We start from the raw sequence: 16883 nt of genomic DNA, 5'->3' as shown, positions 1-16883 counted from the left end.
AGATCTCATCGATGACCAATCTCGCGGATCTGTTGACTGGTACGGCCGCACGCCACAGCGACCGTGTGGCCGTGGCGTGTGGAGACACACGATTGACCTACGAACAGCTCGACCGGGCGGCGAACCAGGTTGCGAACCTGTTGGTGGCGCACGACGTCAAACCCGGCGACAAGGTCGCGATGTCGTTTCCGAACCTTCCCCAGTTCACGATCGTCTATTTCGGGATTCTCAAGACCGGAGCTACGGTCGTCCCGTTGAACGTGCTACTCAAGAGTCGCGAGATCGCCTACCACCTCGATGACTCGGATTCAATCGCGTATGTGGCCTTCGAGGGCTCTCCGGAGCTCTCCATGGGGCAGGCCGCAGCGAGCGCATCGGAAGAATCCGAATCCTGCCGGTCACTGATCGTCGTACCCGCGGACCTCAGCCATGCGCCGTGGGCGTCTGAACCAGCGGGTTTCGACACAGTCGCGGTCGAAGACGACGCAACCGCAGTTCTGCTCTATACGTCAGGGACCACCGGTCGGCCGAAGGGCGCTCAGTTGCGGCACAGCAACATGCGCAGCAACGCAATCGTCAGCGCTGAGCTGTTCGGATGCGACGAGGTAACGCCCGACACCTACCTGTGCGTGCTACCGTTGTTCCACTCCTTCGGCCAGACAGTCATCCAGAACAGCGCAATCGCTCTCGGCAGCAAGATTGTCATGCTGCCCCGCTTCGATGCCTCGACCGCATTGCAGTTGATGCGGACACATGGCATCACGTTCTTCGCGGGAGTGCCGACAATGTACTGGGCACTCTTGCGCGCGGCTGACGATGGCATCGAAGTGTCTGAGGTCGCCGACAACCTCCGGATCGCGGTGGCCGGCGGCTCAGCATTGCCCGGCGAAGTCCACAAAGACTTTTTCGACCGTTTCGGCGTCACCATTCTCGAGGGTTACGGGCTATCGGAGACATCACCGGTCACATCATTCTCCGTGCTCGGCGAACCACCGCGCATCGGATCGATCGGCGTTCCGATCCCCGGCGTGGAAATGAAGCTCATCAACGATGATTGGTCTGAGGTTGCCGACGCCATCAACGACGATGGCTACACCGCCATCGGCGAGATCGCCGTCCGCGGTCCGAATGTCATGAAGGGCTACTACCAGCGGCCGGATGCCACGCGTGAAGCGATACACGACAACTGGTTTCGAACAGGGGACCTAGCGCGTCGCGATGCCGACGGGTGGTATTACATCGTCGACCGGAGCAAGGACATGATCATCCGCGGCGGATACAACGTGTACCCGCGCGAGATCGAAGAACTGCTGATGACCCACCCAGCTGTGTCACTCGTTGCGGTCGTCGGAGTGCCACACGATTCGCACGGCGAGGAGATTCACGCGGTCGTCGTTCGAGACCTCCAGCACGGTGAGCTCACCGAGACCGAGCTCGTCGACTGGGCGAAAGAGCGACTCGCCGCCTACAAGTACCCCCGTGTCATCAGGTTCGTCGACAGCCTTCCCATGACCAGCACGGGCAAGATCCTCAAGCGAGAGTTGTGAACGAATGGTGGCACGGGAGTGATCACAATCGCATAGTCGCCCTGTACTGCCACCCCGGACTCGGTCGGCGACCCGAGATCCGAGGTGGCAGCCGGCGGTACCCACTCGCCAACGCAGTGTGCTCCGCGAAGAGAGCGTGGCGGCACTCGGCCGTGCCGAGCCCGAGCGCCCGAGTCGATCACACCGCCATCGGCAGGATGTTCTGACAGTTCGTCTCGAGAATCTGCTCGAGTACTTTGTCGTCCAATCCTTTTCGCTTCAGCCACGGAACGATCACGCGGTGAATGTAGCCGAAGCCGTGACCTCCCCAGCGCATCAAGGTGGTCTTGAAGATGACGTCATGGGACAACACGAGACGATCGGCCAGACCTGCCTGCGCCATCGCCAAGATGACCTCGACCCGGTCACCGTCTGCGGGATACATGAAATCTGCTTCGGGTTCGTATCCCGATTGGTACCCGAACATATCCAGCTCTGCGACGAAGCCGTGGTCGCGAACGAGTTCGATGAATCCGGGGTCACGTGCGAAACCGTCGGTATGGCCCATGATCACCCGGCTCATATCGGCCCCGAGCTCCGAGATTCGCTCGGCGATCACCCGAAGAGGTTCGAGCCCGCCGATCCCGTGCGCGTAGTACGGGTTGTGGATCGCCAGCGCCGCTCCCGTTTTGCGGTGGGCGTCCACGCTGGCGGCAAGAACCTTCTCCTCGACAGGGTCGAGGGGCCACGACAGTCCCACCTCACCGACGATTCCTGCTCGTATGTCGGTGCCGTCCATTCCGGTCGTGATGTCATCGACGATCCGTTGCGAGATCTGCTCCTCGGACATGTCCTTGAGCTCTGAAGGGTGTGACTCGGCAGTGTAGTAGGTGGAGCCGGCAACAATGTTGACGTTGGCCGCCTGCGAGATTCGACGCAGTCCCTCAGCATTTCGATACATACCGATCGGCGTCAGGTTCACCACGGTTCGCACGCCGAGGTCGGGCAGAATTCGCATCTCGTCGATGGACACTTGTTCGTCTGTCATGTGCATGTTGCCCTTGTTGGCGACCGGGTTCTCCTTCCAGTGCCACAGATTGTCGACGCGCGGGGCGGCGGCTGGGTCCGGGTCAGCCAGCGGGTCATCACCCGGGTACCAGTACACATCGCAGACGCCCTGAATGTGCTCGTGAGGCAGTGTTTGACCCATCTCGGTAGGGTCGATGTCACCGAGAACGGTGCGCAGTTTGTGTGTCATGATTTCTCCTGCAGTTTTTCACCACGAGCTGGCACGGCCCGTGGGTTTGGTGCCTGGCGGGCGCCCCGACTGCGCATATCGTCAGGCAGAACCTTCGACCACGGCCGCGACCGGGGGGTGCGTCCGTGGTCGAAGACAGTTCTCCTGATTCAGTTGTCCATGAATTCTGAACAATGAACCCCGTGTCTGGGTCAGAACGCGGTGTAGACCTTGAAAATGGTTTCCTCGATATCCCACGTTCCCGACCAGCCTTTGGGAAATACAGCGCTGTCCCCTGCCGCGATGACGTACGAACCGCCGCTGTCCTCGGTGACGGTCATCCGGCCCGTCAGCACCGTGATCGATTCGTTGGTCTCGAACAACCACCGCGATGGACCGGGCGCACATTTCCAGAGGCCGGCTTCGAGCGGGCCCTCACCCTTCCACAGAACCTTCCCGGCCGTGCTCATCGGCTCTCCGGTCGCCTCCGGCAGCGGCCCCCAGTCCTCCAACTCGATCTTCTCGGCGTCGTTGATCAGAACAGTCGACGTGGTTACAGATGTCATGGCTGATAGAACCTTTCAGTGATCAAATCGGTCGGTTTTGCGAGGTCGCGGTTCGTCAGGTGAACCGCAACGGCTGGGTGATGAAGTGACGCGACGCATCGGTCAACATCATCTCGGGCGCGCTTGCCACCTTGATCTGCGAGTAGCGCAGGGCAATTCGTTCCCACACGGTCTTGATCTCGGCTTCCGCCAGCAATCGACCCTGACAGCTGTGACTTCCCAGGCTGAAGGTGAGACTGCGCGACTGCGCCGGCGGCCGGGTGTAGTCGAACTTCTGTGGATCGTCATACACGTCCGGGTCGCGGTTGGCGGCGCCGAGCATCAAGCGGAGTGTGCTTCCGGCGGGGACCTCGAAGCCACCGATGTCGAGATCCTCGCTCGTCGCTCTGGTGACAACAGGCTCAGGGGCGTCGTAACGCACGAGCTCGCTGACGATGTTCTGGCGGACGTCCGGATTCGTTCTGAACGCGTCGAACACCGCAGGCTGCTCAGCGAACAGCTGGAGTCCAGACGAGATCAGGTAACTCGCGTCCATATGGCCGACGGTGTAGAAGAACAACGCGGTCGCCAGTGTCTCAGCGGCTGTGATCTCACCTCGTTGCTCCGTTTCCACGAGTTCGTGGATAAGTCCGTCGCCCGGATTCTCGCGTGCATGTTCGAGGAGTTCGCGCACGCGGCCTTGGAGGTAGACATGGGCTTGTTCGCAAGCTTCGAAGTCTTCGGGCCCCGCCGCCGCACTGAGGACCGGCATGGCCATCCGCATGTAATGGCGCACATCGTCGAACCCGTCCTCGGTCACCTGCAGCACGCGACAGATGGTGCGATGTGTCGCCTCCACGGCCAGCGACGAACCATCGATCAGGCCGTCGGCGCCGATGCGATCGAGGATTTCGTCGGTGACAGACGCGGTGATCGCCACCCATTGACGGACGCGCTTCGGCGTGAACCAGTTCGAGGTGAGTCGTTTGAGTCGAGTGTGGTCAGGTTCGTCGTGACCCAGAGCCATGTCACTCAGGACGCTCCACGCACCGGCCTTGTCCCACTCAGGCGCGATGAGAACTGACGGCAACCTCCCGTAGTGCATGAGGTCCGCGTACTTGGTGAGCACGACGGTACCGTCCTCGTCGCGACTGACCGGGGCATGTGTCTGCGCATGGGCGTAGAACGGGTAGGGGTCGCGGCGCAGTTGGGGATCTGTCCACGGAAGATGGTCCCTGGTGCGCGGCATCTCCCCGAACGGCCTGATATCGATGGCGACCCTCGCTCGGTCACCTTCTGTGTGAGTTGTGGGCATAACGGCTCCTCTCAGTAGCGGGTCTGTTGATGGTCGGTGCACTGCACGCGAGTACGGTCGCGCAGAGTCATGAACGTCGGACTCAGCGTCACTCCTGGCGCCCGATCTGGGCGTACACCTCGGGTCGGCGTCGCCGATAGATGAGCGCCAGCACCACTCCGAACGCGAACAACAGGTAGATTGCCGCGAGCATCGTGTCCGAGATGACTGCCGAGGCCCCGACGAGCAAGCTGAAATTCTTGGTGGCGAACACAACGACGATTGCCAGGGGGATCACGGCGAGGACCGGGCACACAATGGAATTCCAACGGTTGACACCCGGGTGGTCGCGCCTCCGGATCAGGTACGCCGGCACCGCGAGGCTGGTCAGGAAGAGCAAAGCGAGTAAGGAGTAGCTGTACACGCCCACGAATCGTGCGTAGAACATGTTCGGATCACCATCGGCGAGAACAAACGGCACCAGGACTACCAACACCGCGACACTGGTGATCGCCGAAGCTACGTGTGGCGAACCGTGTTTGGGATGAGCAAGTCCAGCCGTCCGCGGGATGATCGCGTCGGTGCCGAGGCTGAAAAGGTACCGGGCGGTGATGTTGTGTGCAGCGAGCAGTACGGCGAAACTACTCGTCACGAGCAGTACTGTCGCGATGTCCACCGCCACCGAGCCGAGGTTGTCCTGGATACTCGCCATCGATGCATCTGTGGCGCCGGCGGACGCCAGAACAGCTTCCGCTCCACCGGCATTGATGAAGAGCATGGTTGTAAAGGCGAAGAAGATCGCGACGATAGCGATGACGAGAAACGTTGCACGGGGGATGGTGCGCTCTGGTCGTTTGACCTCTTCGCGGAAGATCAATGTTGCCTCGAAGCCACCGAAGAGCCCTACACCCATCATCAACGCGAGTCCTAGCGAACCGGAGAACACGTTGTCCGGCGCGAACGAGTCCAGCGAGAACGCCGATGTGCCATTGCGTGCGATCACGGCAATGTCATATGCGCTGATCAGGACAAGCTCGAGAATAAGGAACACCGATAGAACCTTGGCGGAGACATCCATCCTGAAATGTCCGAGCGCGGTGACGATCACGAATACGATCGCCGTCCAGACCCACCAGGTGATGTCCGGACCGTGGAAAAGGTCGCGGCACAGCGACTCCAGGGAAACGCCCAGCAGCGCATATATCCCGACGAGTGTGAAGAAGTAGCAGATGAGCGCGATGAACGACGCGCCGAGTCCCGCCTCCCGGCCCAGGCCTGCGGTGATGTAAGCGTAGAACCCTCCGGGATTCGACATGCTTCTCGACATCGCGATCAGTCCCACCGCGAATAGCGCTAGAACGACTCCTGCGACAAGAATCGCCGCAGGTGACCCGACACCGTTGCCGGTGGCGATCATCACCGGGATATAGGCCATGAACGCCACGACCGGCGCTTGAAAGGCCATCACCGTGAATACGAGGTGAGGTACTCCGAGATTCCCGGTTAAGCCGGCGGGAGATGCGGTCGCGGTTGAGTTCGTTTCCGCTGTGACACTAGCGTCCTGGGTCATGGCAGGCTTTCTCTAACGTGAACTGGGCTGGAAGGACAGTGACATCGAGACGCGCTCCGAACGAGCCCCCTGGCACGACCGATTGGGGTGTTGCGCACCTCGGTTGCAAGACAAACCTCGACGAGGCATCAGTGAGCGCGATGAAGTCCGGGATCGTATTCGATCAACAATGTCGTCGGCGAAAAGTCGACAACACGCGTAGGCGTGTCAGCCCGCCACGTCGGCGCGTCCCAGTCTCCTGAACACCTCGGGCTTGCGGGCCCGGAAGTAGACGGCCAGTACAGATCCGCACAGAAGCGATGCAGCCAGAATGAAGAGGAGGCCCGTGTTCTGCCCAGGCGCTCCACCGACAACCAGGTCCAGATGCATTACGGCCAGCACAACCGTAGTCCCCAACGCGATCACAGCCAGTGCCGGAGCGATGAAGCACTTGAAGACATTGCCGCCGTTCGAAATCCCGCGACGCGCGAACCAACCGATGACCGACAGACTGACCAAACACATCAACACCAGGACGCCGACGGTGCCGAGGCCGAAAAGCTGTGCGTCCAGTCCGTCTCCCGCAGTGTTCGCCAGGCTCAGAATCACCAGGATCACGGCAACCACTGCGGCAACCGTTACTGATGCACGGTAGGGCGAATGGTGGCGAGGGTGAACCCTGGCGAGCCACGCCGGCAGAGCATTGTCGACTCCGAGGTTATAGGCATAACGTGCGGTGACGTTGTGCACGGAGATGGCAGCCGCCAGTTCCGATGTGATGATGAACAGGAAAGTGAGCTGTGTAAAGACCGGCGCTGCGAGATTCCCGATTGCATCTGGGAACATGGACTTCGGGTCGTTTGTCGCGGTTTCCACTGCGTTCGATCCGTAGGCCGTCGTCAAGAGGTAGCACGACACGATGTAGAGCGACCCGACGAACAGTACGGCACCGTAGGTCGCACGGGGAATGGTCTTGTCCGGGTCGCGGACCTCGTCACGAAACAGGGCCGTCGCCTCGAATCCAAGGAAGACCATGATGGCGAAGAGCATCGCGACCCCGATGTCGCCGTTGGAGAGTTCGGCGGGATTGAGCGGGGTGGCGGAGAATCCTTCGGGACCACCGCCGTGGACTAGTACAGCTACGTTGAAAACCAGGACGATGGCGATCTCGAGAAGCATTGCCACACTGAGAACTTTCGCGGACACCTCGATGTGGAAGTAGCACATGACGCTGACGATGAGCCAGGACGCGATGGTCCACACCCACCATGGGATCTCCGGACCGTCGAGACTCGCGATGAACTCGTTGGCGGTCAGTCCGATGAAAACATAGCAGCCGCCGAGCATCAGCAAGTAGGAGACCACTGCCAGAAAGGCCCCTCCCAGGCCGGGGATCTTGCCGAGTCCGGCGCTGATGAACGCATAGAATGAGCCGGGTTTGGGAAGACTCTTGGCCATGGTTACGTAGCCGACCGCGAACAGCAGCAGGAATACGGTGGCCATGATGAAGATCAGCGTTGCCGCGGGGCCACCGAAACTGATGGTGAACGGTATGTATCCCGCAACAACAGCAATGGGCGCAGAGAATGCCAGGACGGTGAGCAGCAACGCGCCCATGCTCATGCGGCCGGTCAACGCAGGTGTAGTAGCAGCGTCAGCATTCGATTGCGGTGAAGATGAAGGGGCGAGGGTATTCTCGGTCATGTTGGTACTCCTTGGGTACGCACAGAGCGAGTAGATGTGAGACCGCGTGTCGGCACTGACATACGATCAGGTGAATATCGGTGGTTTCAGAAAGTGAGACCCGCGAGGTTCTCCCGCGCCCACTCGATCGCGACTGTCGGGGCGTCTAAGCCGCTGTCCGCGTCGTGTCGGCCGGTCAGTCCGACTTGCCGGGCTCCCAGATCGACGATCATCTTGATCAGTATGTCGATGCCCTGGTTATAGGTGTCGTAGGTACTGTCGCCGAGACCGAATGCGGCGAATCGGTTGTGTGACAGATCAGGTCGCTTCTCCTGCAACGACTCGAAGAAGGGAACCGCGGTGTTCGGCAGGTCACCCTCCCCGTACGTCGAAGAGACCAAGATGATCAGATCGTTGTCGCTGAGGTTCTCGACGTCGACTTCGTCCATCGCAGCGACCTCGCCGGCTATGCCCATTTCTGCCAGCACTTCGACCAAGTCTTCTGCGACCATCTCGCAATTTCCGGACTCGGTTCCGAACAGAACTGCTGCTGTACTCACGCGCTTACCCTTCTGTCGGATTCTCCGACTGTGTCTGTGGTGTAGATGTCCTCCGCCGCAGATCGATCGAGCATGGTGGCGTCACGCGACGCTGCGATTTCCAGCATCTGTTCGAGGTCGATCAGTTTGCGACGGCAGCGACCCGGCTCGGCGGATTGGTTCTCCGTCTTCTCGATGCGTTGCCAGTCGGCGAAGCTGACCATCCGGTTCCGAATCAGCGGCTCGACGACCGCAAAGCCAGGAGATCCCACCGGCACCGCACCGCTCGCCAGATCCCGTGTGATGGTGCCTGCGACGTCTCTGGCATCCTTGCGGTTCTCGGGGATGGACCCCACTGGCCCCCGTCGAAGCCAACCGACGCGGTAGACATGTGGTCCCGCCCATTCGCTTGTCGGGTTGCCCGGGATGTGTTCTGCAGCCTTGTCGAACCCGATGGCGGTGATCACGCAATCCACCATGTACGAGTGACGACCGCCGTTCACGGTGGATACCGTGACGGTCGTCGTCGGACCCCGACTCTCGACCGACTCTGGGGTTCGGCCGAAATGCAGGCGAACGTGTGTGCGCGCGTCGGCCGACTCCATCCCAGAGTCAGCAACACCGATGTGCTGACGTAGAAGATCTGTCACCGGCGTTGCATCTGATAGGTCAATCCCCTCGGCACTTACTCGAATCGTTCTGAGGCTCAATAGTTCTCGCAGCATAGTCAACTCACACTTCACACCGTCCGGTGCCGATCGACTGAAGACATGGATCTTCCGCGGAGGTTTTGGCCGAAGCTGGTTCAGTGCCACGTCGCTGACATCCGAGCCATGCAGTGCAGCATCGTTTTTCGACAGGAGCCTGATGACATCGAGCGCAACGTTGCCGAAGCCGATTACGGCGACTTCATCCCCCAGCGACATGTGGCGACCCTGCCCATCAACCGGGAGCAGAGATTCGGGGAAACCGTTCAAAGTCCGCAAGAGCGCTCCGGCCCCGATGATCCGCGCGCCGGCGTGCGTCGGTATCGGCAACGCCCGATCGTCGGGCAACCCGGTGGCGAGAACGACAATGTCGAAGGCCTCGGCCACGGCGTCGAAAGGGAGGTCGCGACCCACTGCGACGTTGCCGACGAATCGCACCCCACCACGGGTGAACAACCGGTCGAATTGGCGGCTGACCGCCTTTGCGCCCTGGTGGTCGGCCGCGACTCCGTACCGTACCAGCCCATACGGGACCGGCAGTGACTCGAAAACTGCAATACGCGCACCCGGCAAGGCCTTCGCGAGGAACTGACTGACGTAGCACCCAGACGGTCCACTGCCGACAACCGCGATATTGGGATTCAGCAGCAGCGCCTGGGAAGAGAGTTTCTGTTCGTGCATAGTGACACCTTCGTGAACGGCCAGAGAACCCGACACCGATGAATTTAGACTAGAGACGCGACTCGCGTCGCATATCTGAAAGATTAGTTCGCCGTCGCATCCGCGTCCATACGAGACGTGTGACGTTTACAGGGACGTAACCAGTCGCTCTCGCGCTTCATCGAGAGCTCTCGACAGGGCGTGTGAACAACCAAGCGCGGGACAGGGCAGCGCGAATTCCAGATCGACCAATCACCCACCGCCCTAGTGCAATTCGCCCATGTGCGTGCAGGACTGATCGTGCACTACATGGTGCACACAAGACGGTCGGGAGTACGCCCAGCACGGACCCGAGCTGTCAGGCACCTCGACCAAGAACACGACTGTTGTCGCATTAGTGTTACTGTCGGATTTCCAATGCAGATGAGGAGCAGTCTTGACGAAAGCAGCGAGCCCGACGATCAGCGCGGTGTGGGACGACCCGTTGGCCGGCGGGTTGCGCAAGATCCCACTCCAGGAGCGTTCCCGGACCATGGTCCAGCATGTGCTCGACACTGCCGCCGAACTCGTCCACGATCTCGGGTTCGAAGCGGTGGTGGCGTCACCGACGCTGCTACTGGACGCAACGGGTGTGAGCCGCGGGTCATTCTATGCATTCTTCGAGACACCCGAGCGAGTCCTCGATGAGCTGGCGTTTCGGCAGATCAAGCTGTCCGTCACCGATCTCGAGAACGCGATGCGACAACGAGCAGGACGTAAGTGGACCGAGATCGTTGACGTCCTCGTCGACTACTACGTCGAGGAACACCGTATTCCGCTCATCCGCGAGCTGTGGGTGCGGCAGAACCTCACTCGTCGCGTCCGAGAGCTCGACCAGCTCGCCATCACCGACCTCGCATCGCTGACGCATCGGGAATTCCGGCTGTATTCGCCACAGTTCGCCAAGCTCCGAGAACTGAACTGCGCAGTGGCCATCCACAGCCTGGAGCGACTCTGCCAGTTCGCATTCGGCGAGGCCCCGACCGGGAACCCGGCCATCATCGGCGAGGCACGGCACATGCTCACCACCTATTTCGCTGACTTCGCGGACACGTAGCGTCATCAACTTCTACTCGCGTTGCGACTCGCGCAACGACGACAACAGCTTCTCGACACTCCACATGCTGCGCCGCACGTGTTCACTCATCGTTTGTTCGGCGAGTTCCGCCTCGCCGGCTCGCACTGCATCCAGGATCTCGCTGTGCTCCGCGATGGTCACCTCGTGAAACGCTCCCCCTTCGGGTAGGAGGACCAGCGCAGGGTGACAGCACTGCCGCGATTCCTCGATACCTCGAACGAGGAACGGGTTCGCAGTGACATTGGCCAAGGTGAGATGAAAGACAGCATCACTACGCATGAAGGACGCATCGTCGGCCGCTTCCATGAGTAGTGCGTGCGCCGACTCGAGTTCACGCAGCTCGGCGGCAGTTCGCCGCTCGCTGGCGAGTCGGGACGCGGACGGTTCGACGATGCACCGATACTCCATCGCCATCCGGATCTCGTCCCGCGTGGCCAGGGCCTCCCGGATCACCTCGCGGAATCGCTCCTCGTCTTCGTCCTGTCCGGTCAGCCGAACGAATGCCCCGCCGTTGCGGCCCCGACGCTGCACGATCAGCCCTTCGGATTGCAGTTGCCGAAACGCTATTTGCACCGGCGTCCGACCGATACCCAGCTTGTCGGCGAAATCCCGTTCGGATGGAAGCGCCGAGCCAGGCGGAAGCAGGCCGAGTCGTATCTCCCGACGCACCAGGTCCGCCACGTACCGGTTGATGTCGACTCGATTGCCAGAGCGGGCGGGCGGCATGTTCATGGCGCGCGAATCACCAGGATCGGGGCTGTTCACCACCCTCCCTTCACGAGCCACATCAAGAACGTGGGGCCTGCGACACGGCGTGTCGATGTGCGCTGACTCACCAGCAAACTCTAACAATCCAACGTCGGTGTTCCCCACCGCTGAGAAGCCGTCAGGCATACCGCTGACGCTCCCAATCGCTCACCGCATCCTGCCACGCATGCAGCTCCCACTCGCGGGTGTGCAGGTAATGGCGGCAGAACCGGGCGCCGAGAATGTCGTCGAGTCGCGAGTCACGCCGCCGAAACTCGCAGACCGCGGACTCCAGACTGTTCGGCAACGGGGCGTCGTGCCTGTCGAGTTCGTCGCGGGGCGGCACCACGGTGTCGACGAGACCCAAATACGCCGACGCCGCGAGCGCCGCGAGCGTGAGGTAGGGGTTGCAGTCGGCGCCCGGGCGTCGCAGCTCGAACCGACTCGATCGCGGTCCACGCAGCAGCGCGCGCAGTGCAAACGACCTGTCGTCAGGGCCGCAGCCCGCAGTGACCGGAGCGAAGTAGCCGGGTACCAACCGCTTGAAGGAGTTGATCGTCGGGTTGTAGATCACGCTCATGGCAGGCAGGTGTTGGACAATGCCCGCCGCGCAGCGCCGGTAGAACTCGTCGTCTACATCGTCAACGGCACCTCGCAGGGCGTTGTCGCCCTCCTCATTCCAGAACGAGAAGTGCACATGCGCGCTGGAACCCTCTTCACGCGCGACCGGTTTCGACATGAAGCACGCACGAAGGTCGTGGCGCCGGGCGGCCTCGGCCGCGGCGGTACGCAGGAGTACAGCGACGTCGGCTGCATCGAGACCGACTGCCGGATCGACATTCACCTCGATCAGACCCGGCGCCCCCTCGCTGTGCACCACCGATAGACCCAACCGCATGGCCTCCGCGTAACTGTGGAACGTCGCAATGAAGTCAGCGACCTGTGCCAACGGTGCCATGCTGTAGCTGAGTCCGGACGTCGCCGGTTCCCACGAGCCGGCGCGGAACAATCGGAACTCGAATTCGAAGGCAGCCATGATCTGCAATCCGCATTCCGACAGCGCCGTGAGTGTGCGACGAAGCACTCCTCGCGGGCTGACCTCGCATGTCGAACCGTCGGTGTTGTGGAGGTCGCCGAGCACAAGGTAGGCATCGTCGTTCAGCCACGGCATGCGGCGGACAGATGCCGTATCGGGTTTCAGCAGCAAGTCTTTAGAGCCCGCCGTGATGCCGATGTCGGTAAGTGTGGTGATCGGTTCATCAACCGGGTCAACGGCCAGCAATAGATCGGTCGTCGGCAGACCCACCGTGCGCGCGCTCTCGGACTCGAGCTCGGACGGCACCACCAGCTTGCCGCGCAGATTTCCATTGATGTCGGGAAAGAGCAGGGCAGCACTACCTGCACCGGCCGGCAAAACGTGGCTATCGGCGGATTCGCCCGTCCGGTCTGTCGCACCACACTCGTGGCTACGAGCATCAAGGGATTGTGTGTGCAATGGTTCCTCCCGGCGACGAGCCGATGGGTGTCGCGTCCGCGGCACGGACACGTAAGGATTGCTGTACGCTCCTTTTTATCAGACTTCGGTCGCATTAGCTACCGGCAATCACCAACACAGACAGCGCTCCGCTTGACGAAGTCCTTGCAGTATCGATAAAAAGGATCGTGTCGCACTCCTTTGCCTCTCTTCCGGCGCCGCAACCGACGGTGCATTGACCGCAAACCCCGAAAGGACCGGAACCATGACTTCCGTACAGACCCGCCACGCACTCGAGACGCGCGCACTCGATCACTTGTGGATGCACAGCAACGACCTGGAGTGGGACGACCTGCAGGAGGGTGGCCTACGCGTGTTCAGTCGGGGTCATGGTTCTACCCTCATCGATGTACACGGAGCCGAATACATCGACGGCCTCGCCGGACTCTTCGTGGTAGCCGCCGGCCACGGACGCACCGAGATAGGCGAGGCGATGGCGCATCAGGCCGGCGAGATCGCCTACACTGCAGCCTCGAACGCAGCGAATCCGGTGAACATCGCACTCGCGGAGAAGATCAGCAGTCTCACGCCAGGGGACCTCAATCGGGTGTTCCTGTGCTCAGGCGGTTCCGAGGCGGTCGAGAGTGCGATGAAGATTGCCAAACAAGTTCAGGTCATGCGCGGACATGGTAAGCGCTACAAGATCATTGCGCGTCGCGGTTCCTACCATGGGACGACATTCGGTGCAGCAAGTCTGACCGGCAGTGCGAGTGAGAAGTACTTCGGCCCCTTCATGCCCGGCGTCAGCAAGGTCCCCAACCCGAATCAGTACCGCAATGACTTCGGACTCGACGGAGAGGCGGGAGACATCATGTGCGCTCGCTTCGTCGAGCAAGAGATCCTCACACAGGGGCCCGAAAACGTGGCGGCGGTCATCGGTGAACCGATCTCCGTGGCCAACGGTACCCATCTGCCGAGCCCGATCTACTGGCAGATGTTGCGTGACATCTGCGACCGGTACGGCGTTCTGCTCATCATGGACGAAGTCATCACTGGCTGGGGACGCACCGGGAAATGGTTCGCCGCAGAGCATTACGGCGTCGTTCCAGACATCATGACAATGGCGAAGGGACTGTCGAGCGGATACGCCCCGGTTGCCGCCGTCGCGGTGCGGTCGTCGATCTTCGATGACTTCCGTCCGACCGGGCAAGCTCTCAACCACTTGATCACGTTCGGCGGGCACGCTGTGGCTGCGGCCGCCGCCCTGAAGAACATCGAGATCCTGGAGCGCGAAAACCTCGTCCAACGATCGGCCGAGATGGGCACCTACCTCTACGATCTGGCTCAAAAGCTGCGCAGTCATCCGACAGTCGGCGATGTTCGCGGTGGACTGGGCCTGCTCTGCGCGATCGACTTCGTCAAGAACAAGGACACCCGAGAGGCGTGGGGCACGTCGCATCCGTTCATCAAGTTCCTGGCACTGCGCACTCAGGAGGAAGGGCTGGTCACCCGAGTCTGGGATGTCCTGCACCTGGCGCCGCCCTTCGTCCTCACCCGCGACGAAGCCGAACGTGCCATCGACATCGTCGACCGCTGCCTGACCGAGGCCGAAGCGAAGTTCGCGGACGAGATCCAGTGACCACCGCACCCGAGCCAACCGCCACCCACGAGTCAAGCACGTCAGAGGTCACAGCGCACACCCCGATCATCGGAGTCTGCGCGGCTTTCGAGACCGCAACCTGGGGATTCTGGCAACAGCATGCTGCCATCGTCCCGAGTACCTATCTCAACAAGATCGCAGCGGCGGGGGCGATCGCCGTCGGACTGCCGCCCGATGAGCGAGCCGCCCGCAATCCGGAGTTGATCCTCGACCGAATCGACGGACTGATGCTGATCGGGGGTCTCGACCTGACCCCTGGGTCGTATGGCGCAGTGCGAACGCGCAAGACCGAGGCCACCGAGCCGCTCCGCGACACGTTCGAGCTGAACCTCACTCGTGCGGCGATGCATCGCGACATGCCGATCCTGGGTATCTGCCGTGGCATGCAGATCCTCAATGTCGCAACCGGCGGCACGCTGCATCAGCATCTGCGTGACCAAGGGTTCAGCGAACATCGGCCCAGCCCGGGACGGCTGGACGACGAAACCTTTCACCAGGTCGAGGTTCGTCCGGAGTCACACGCGGCAGCGTTGTCCGGGAGCGGAATTCAGGTGGTCAACTCACACCACCACCAGGGTGTCGATGTATTGGGAGAAGGGGCCGTGGTCACCGCACACGCCCTCCCCGATCGACTGCCCGAAGCAGTCGAGTGGCCACGCCACCGCTACGTTCTCGGAGTGCAATGGCATCCGGAAGCGGTCGAACTCACCCACGCCCTAACCGATTTCGTCACCCACACCACCCCTATGCGCGCAGGAGCATTACTGGCATGACTGTGATCGATGTGATTGAACCAGCCACCGAGCAGGTGCTAGCGACGGTGGAACGAACGGCCGAGATGCAGCTCGACGAGCTCATCGAACGTGCTTCTCGCATCCAGAAGGATTGGGCAGCAGAAGCTCCCGCGACACGCGCGCGTGTTCTGTTGGCCGTCTCGTCGGCGATAGATCTCCACACCGAAGAACTCGCCGAGCTCGAGTCCCGAAATGTCGGCATGCCGATCTCCGACGCGCGCGGTGCGATAGCCGGCGTTGCTACGACGTTCCGCTACTACTCCGCAGCACCGGAGCGGCTGCTTGGTCAGACGATTCCGGTCGAGGGTGGTGTCGACATGACATTCCGTGAGCCGATCGGTGTGGTCGGATTGATCACTCCATGGAACTACCCGATGACGATCGCCGCGTGGAAGGTCGCGCCGGCGCTCGCCGCCGGGAACGCTGTAGTGGTCAAGCCTGCCGAATTGACACCGTTGACCACGATCCGGATGGCCGAGCTCGCAGTCGAAGCCGGATTGCCGGAGGGTTTGCTCAATGTCGTTGTGGGAGCTGGCTCAACGGTGGGGCGTCGGCTCGTCGAACACCCTGGAATCGGGAAGATTGCATTTACCGGTTCCACCGCCGTCGGCAAGGACATTGCACGGCGCGCTGCCGACTCGATCAAGCGGGTGACACTCGAGCTTGGCGGAAAATCCGCAGCGCTGGTCTTTGCAGACGCTGACCTCGACTCAGCGGCTGAGGGGCTGGTGGGCGCGGTCTTCGGCAATTCGGGTCAGGATTGCTGCGCTCGTTCCCGGGTCTTCGTGGAACGATCTGCGGTGGATGACTTTCTGGCGAAGTTACACGATGTCGTCACCGGGATCACTGTTGGTGACCCCCTACAAGATTCCACTCAGATGGGGCCCTTGATCTCCGCCGGCCATGCAAAGCGGGTGGAGCAGTATGTGTCGGACGCCGATGTCTTGGTGCAGGGCACAACCCCTTCGGGTCCCGGCTATTGGTTTCCGCCCACCGTGCTGCACCCGGCCGGCGACGTCGACCGTGCGGTGCGCGAAGAGATTTTCGGCCCGGTCGTCGCAATCCTTCCCTTCGACGACGAGAACGAGGCGATCACGCGGGCCAACAACACGATCTACGGTCTGGCCGGCTCCGTCTGGACCTCGAACGCAGCTCGCTCCATGCGGGTCGCGCGAGCCATGAATGCCGGCGCACTCGCCGTCAATTCATATTCATCCGTGCGCGTATCGACGCCGTTCGGTGGATTCAAACAGTCAGGTCTGGGCCGCGAACTGGGGCCCGACGCACTCGACGCGTACACCGAGGTCAAGAATGTGTTCTTCAACACGAATGACTGACGGCGGGACCGGCT

Annotated in this window: 14 protein-coding genes and 1 pseudogene; 5 read left to right on the top strand and 10 right to left on the bottom strand. The window is 61.5% G+C overall.

Features of this window, described 5'->3' with window-relative positions; translation table 11 throughout:
• Positions 1-11 precede the first annotated feature (11 nt).
• On the top strand, positions 12-1547 hold the full coding sequence (locus OSB52_RS03715) for a long-chain-fatty-acid--CoA ligase (protein ID WP_266060236.1): 1536 nt from the start codon (positions 12-14) through the stop codon (positions 1545-1547).
• A gap of 178 nt (positions 1548-1725) precedes the next feature.
• On the opposite strand, the gene OSB52_RS03710 is transcribed toward OSB52_RS03715, so the two are convergent.
• The 8 genes and pseudogenes from OSB52_RS03710 to OSB52_RS25130 form a co-directional block, all read right to left on the bottom strand.
• Entirely contained in the window at positions 1726-2784 is a 1059-nt protein-coding gene (locus OSB52_RS03710) for a phosphotriesterase family protein (RefSeq protein ID WP_266060235.1), read from the bottom strand.
• A 191-nt stretch (positions 2785-2975) separates the two neighbouring features.
• Positions 2976-3329 carry a cupin domain-containing protein gene (locus tag OSB52_RS03705; protein WP_266060234.1) on the bottom strand — a complete coding sequence of 118 codons (354 nt, stop codon included), beginning with the start codon at positions 3327-3329 and terminating at the stop codon, positions 2976-2978.
• Positions 3330-3384: 55 nt separating this feature from the next.
• Positions 3385-4557: a cytochrome P450 gene (locus OSB52_RS03700; protein ID WP_266060232.1), complete on the bottom strand. Its 1173-nt coding sequence runs from the start codon at positions 4555-4557 to the stop codon at positions 3385-3387.
• Positions 4558-4711: 154 nt separating this feature from the next.
• Positions 4712-6067, bottom strand: coding sequence for an APC family permease (locus OSB52_RS03695; protein WP_266060231.1), 1356 nt, complete (start codon positions 6065-6067; stop codon positions 4712-4714).
• Positions 6068-6379: 312 nt separating this feature from the next.
• On the bottom strand, positions 6380-7855 hold the full coding sequence (locus OSB52_RS03690) for an APC family permease (protein ID WP_266060230.1): 1476 nt from the start codon (positions 7853-7855) through the stop codon (positions 6380-6382).
• Positions 7856-7941: 86 nt separating this feature from the next.
• The gene (locus OSB52_RS03685; protein WP_266060229.1) at positions 7942-8394 is read right to left on the bottom strand and encodes a flavodoxin domain-containing protein; all 453 of its coding nucleotides are present in this window, start codon (positions 8392-8394) and stop codon (positions 7942-7944) included.
• Entirely contained in the window at positions 8391-9518 is a 1128-nt protein-coding gene (locus tag OSB52_RS03680; RefSeq protein ID WP_266060228.1) for a ferredoxin--NADP reductase domain-containing protein, read from the bottom strand. The genes OSB52_RS03685 and OSB52_RS03680 overlap by 4 nt, the downstream gene beginning before the upstream one ends.
• Positions 9519-9605: 87 nt before the next feature.
• Positions 9606-9761 (bottom strand): annotated as a pseudogene (locus OSB52_RS25130) (NAD(P)-binding protein); the annotation flags it as partial.
• A gap of 415 nt (positions 9762-10176) precedes the next feature.
• Here OSB52_RS25130 and OSB52_RS03675 point away from each other — a divergent pair.
• Positions 10177-10836, top strand: a complete 660-nt coding sequence (locus OSB52_RS03675) for a TetR/AcrR family transcriptional regulator (RefSeq protein WP_266060227.1) — start codon at positions 10177-10179, stop codon at positions 10834-10836.
• Between the two features lie 12 nt (positions 10837-10848).
• On the opposite strand, the gene OSB52_RS03670 is transcribed toward OSB52_RS03675, so the two are convergent.
• Together OSB52_RS03670 and OSB52_RS03665 are read right to left on the bottom strand one after the other, a co-directional pair.
• Positions 10849-11622: a FadR/GntR family transcriptional regulator gene (locus tag OSB52_RS03670; protein WP_266060226.1), complete on the bottom strand. Its 774-nt coding sequence runs from the start codon at positions 11620-11622 to the stop codon at positions 10849-10851.
• A gap of 121 nt (positions 11623-11743) precedes the next feature.
• Positions 11744-13018, bottom strand: coding sequence for a type I glutamate--ammonia ligase (locus OSB52_RS03665; protein ID WP_266060225.1), 1275 nt, complete (start codon positions 13016-13018; stop codon positions 11744-11746).
• Positions 13019-13343: 325 nt separating this feature from the next.
• Between OSB52_RS03665 and OSB52_RS03660 the strand changes: the two genes are divergently transcribed.
• The 3 genes from OSB52_RS03660 to OSB52_RS03650 are packed head-to-tail and all read left to right on the top strand — an operon-like array spanning position 13344 to position 16869.
• Positions 13344-14717, top strand: a complete 1374-nt coding sequence (locus OSB52_RS03660; RefSeq protein ID WP_266060224.1) for an aminotransferase family protein — start codon at positions 13344-13346, stop codon at positions 14715-14717.
• Complete coding sequence (locus OSB52_RS03655) at positions 14714-15511, top strand: gamma-glutamyl-gamma-aminobutyrate hydrolase family protein (protein ID WP_266060223.1); 798 nt, start codon at positions 14714-14716, stop codon at positions 15509-15511. Before OSB52_RS03660 ends, OSB52_RS03655 begins: the two co-directional genes overlap by 4 nt.
• Positions 15508-16869, top strand: coding sequence for an aldehyde dehydrogenase family protein (locus OSB52_RS03650; RefSeq protein WP_266060540.1), 1362 nt, complete (start codon positions 15508-15510; stop codon positions 16867-16869). Before OSB52_RS03655 ends, OSB52_RS03650 begins: the two co-directional genes overlap by 4 nt.
• Positions 16870-16883 lie beyond the last annotated feature (14 nt).

Source organism: Gordonia aquimaris, assembly GCF_026262595.1.
Classification (GTDB): domain Bacteria; phylum Actinomycetota; class Actinomycetes; order Mycobacteriales; family Mycobacteriaceae; genus Gordonia; species Gordonia tangerina.
The sequence above is the reverse complement of the archived record's forward strand: the minus strand, read 5'-3'. Positions and strand labels throughout refer to the sequence as shown.

Excerpts from the sequence above, each read along its gene's own strand:
- OSB52_RS03715 (WP_266060236.1), top strand. The coding sequence starts at position 12 with ATGACCAATCTCGCGGATCTGTTGACTGGTACGGCCGCACGCCACAGC.
- OSB52_RS03710 (WP_266060235.1), bottom strand. The coding sequence starts at position 2,784 with ATGACACACAAACTGCGCACCGTTCTCGGTGACATCGACCCTACCGAG.
- OSB52_RS03705 (WP_266060234.1), bottom strand. The coding sequence starts at position 3,329 with ATGACATCTGTAACCACGTCGACTGTTCTGATCAACGACGCCGAGAAG.
- OSB52_RS03700 (WP_266060232.1), bottom strand. The coding sequence starts at position 4,557 with ATGCCGCGCACCAGGGACCATCTTCCGTGGACAGATCCCCAACTGCGC.
- OSB52_RS03695 (WP_266060231.1), bottom strand. The coding sequence starts at position 6,067 with ATGGCCTTTCAAGCGCCGGTCGTGGCGTTCATGGCCTATATCCCGGTG.
- OSB52_RS03690 (WP_266060230.1), bottom strand. The coding sequence starts at position 7,855 with ATGACCGAGAATACCCTCGCCCCTTCATCTTCACCGCAATCGAATGCT.
- OSB52_RS03660 (WP_266060224.1), top strand. The coding sequence starts at position 13,344 with ATGACTTCCGTACAGACCCGCCACGCACTCGAGACGCGCGCACTCGAT.
- OSB52_RS03650 (WP_266060540.1), top strand. The coding sequence starts at position 15,508 with ATGACTGTGATCGATGTGATTGAACCAGCCACCGAGCAGGTGCTAGCG.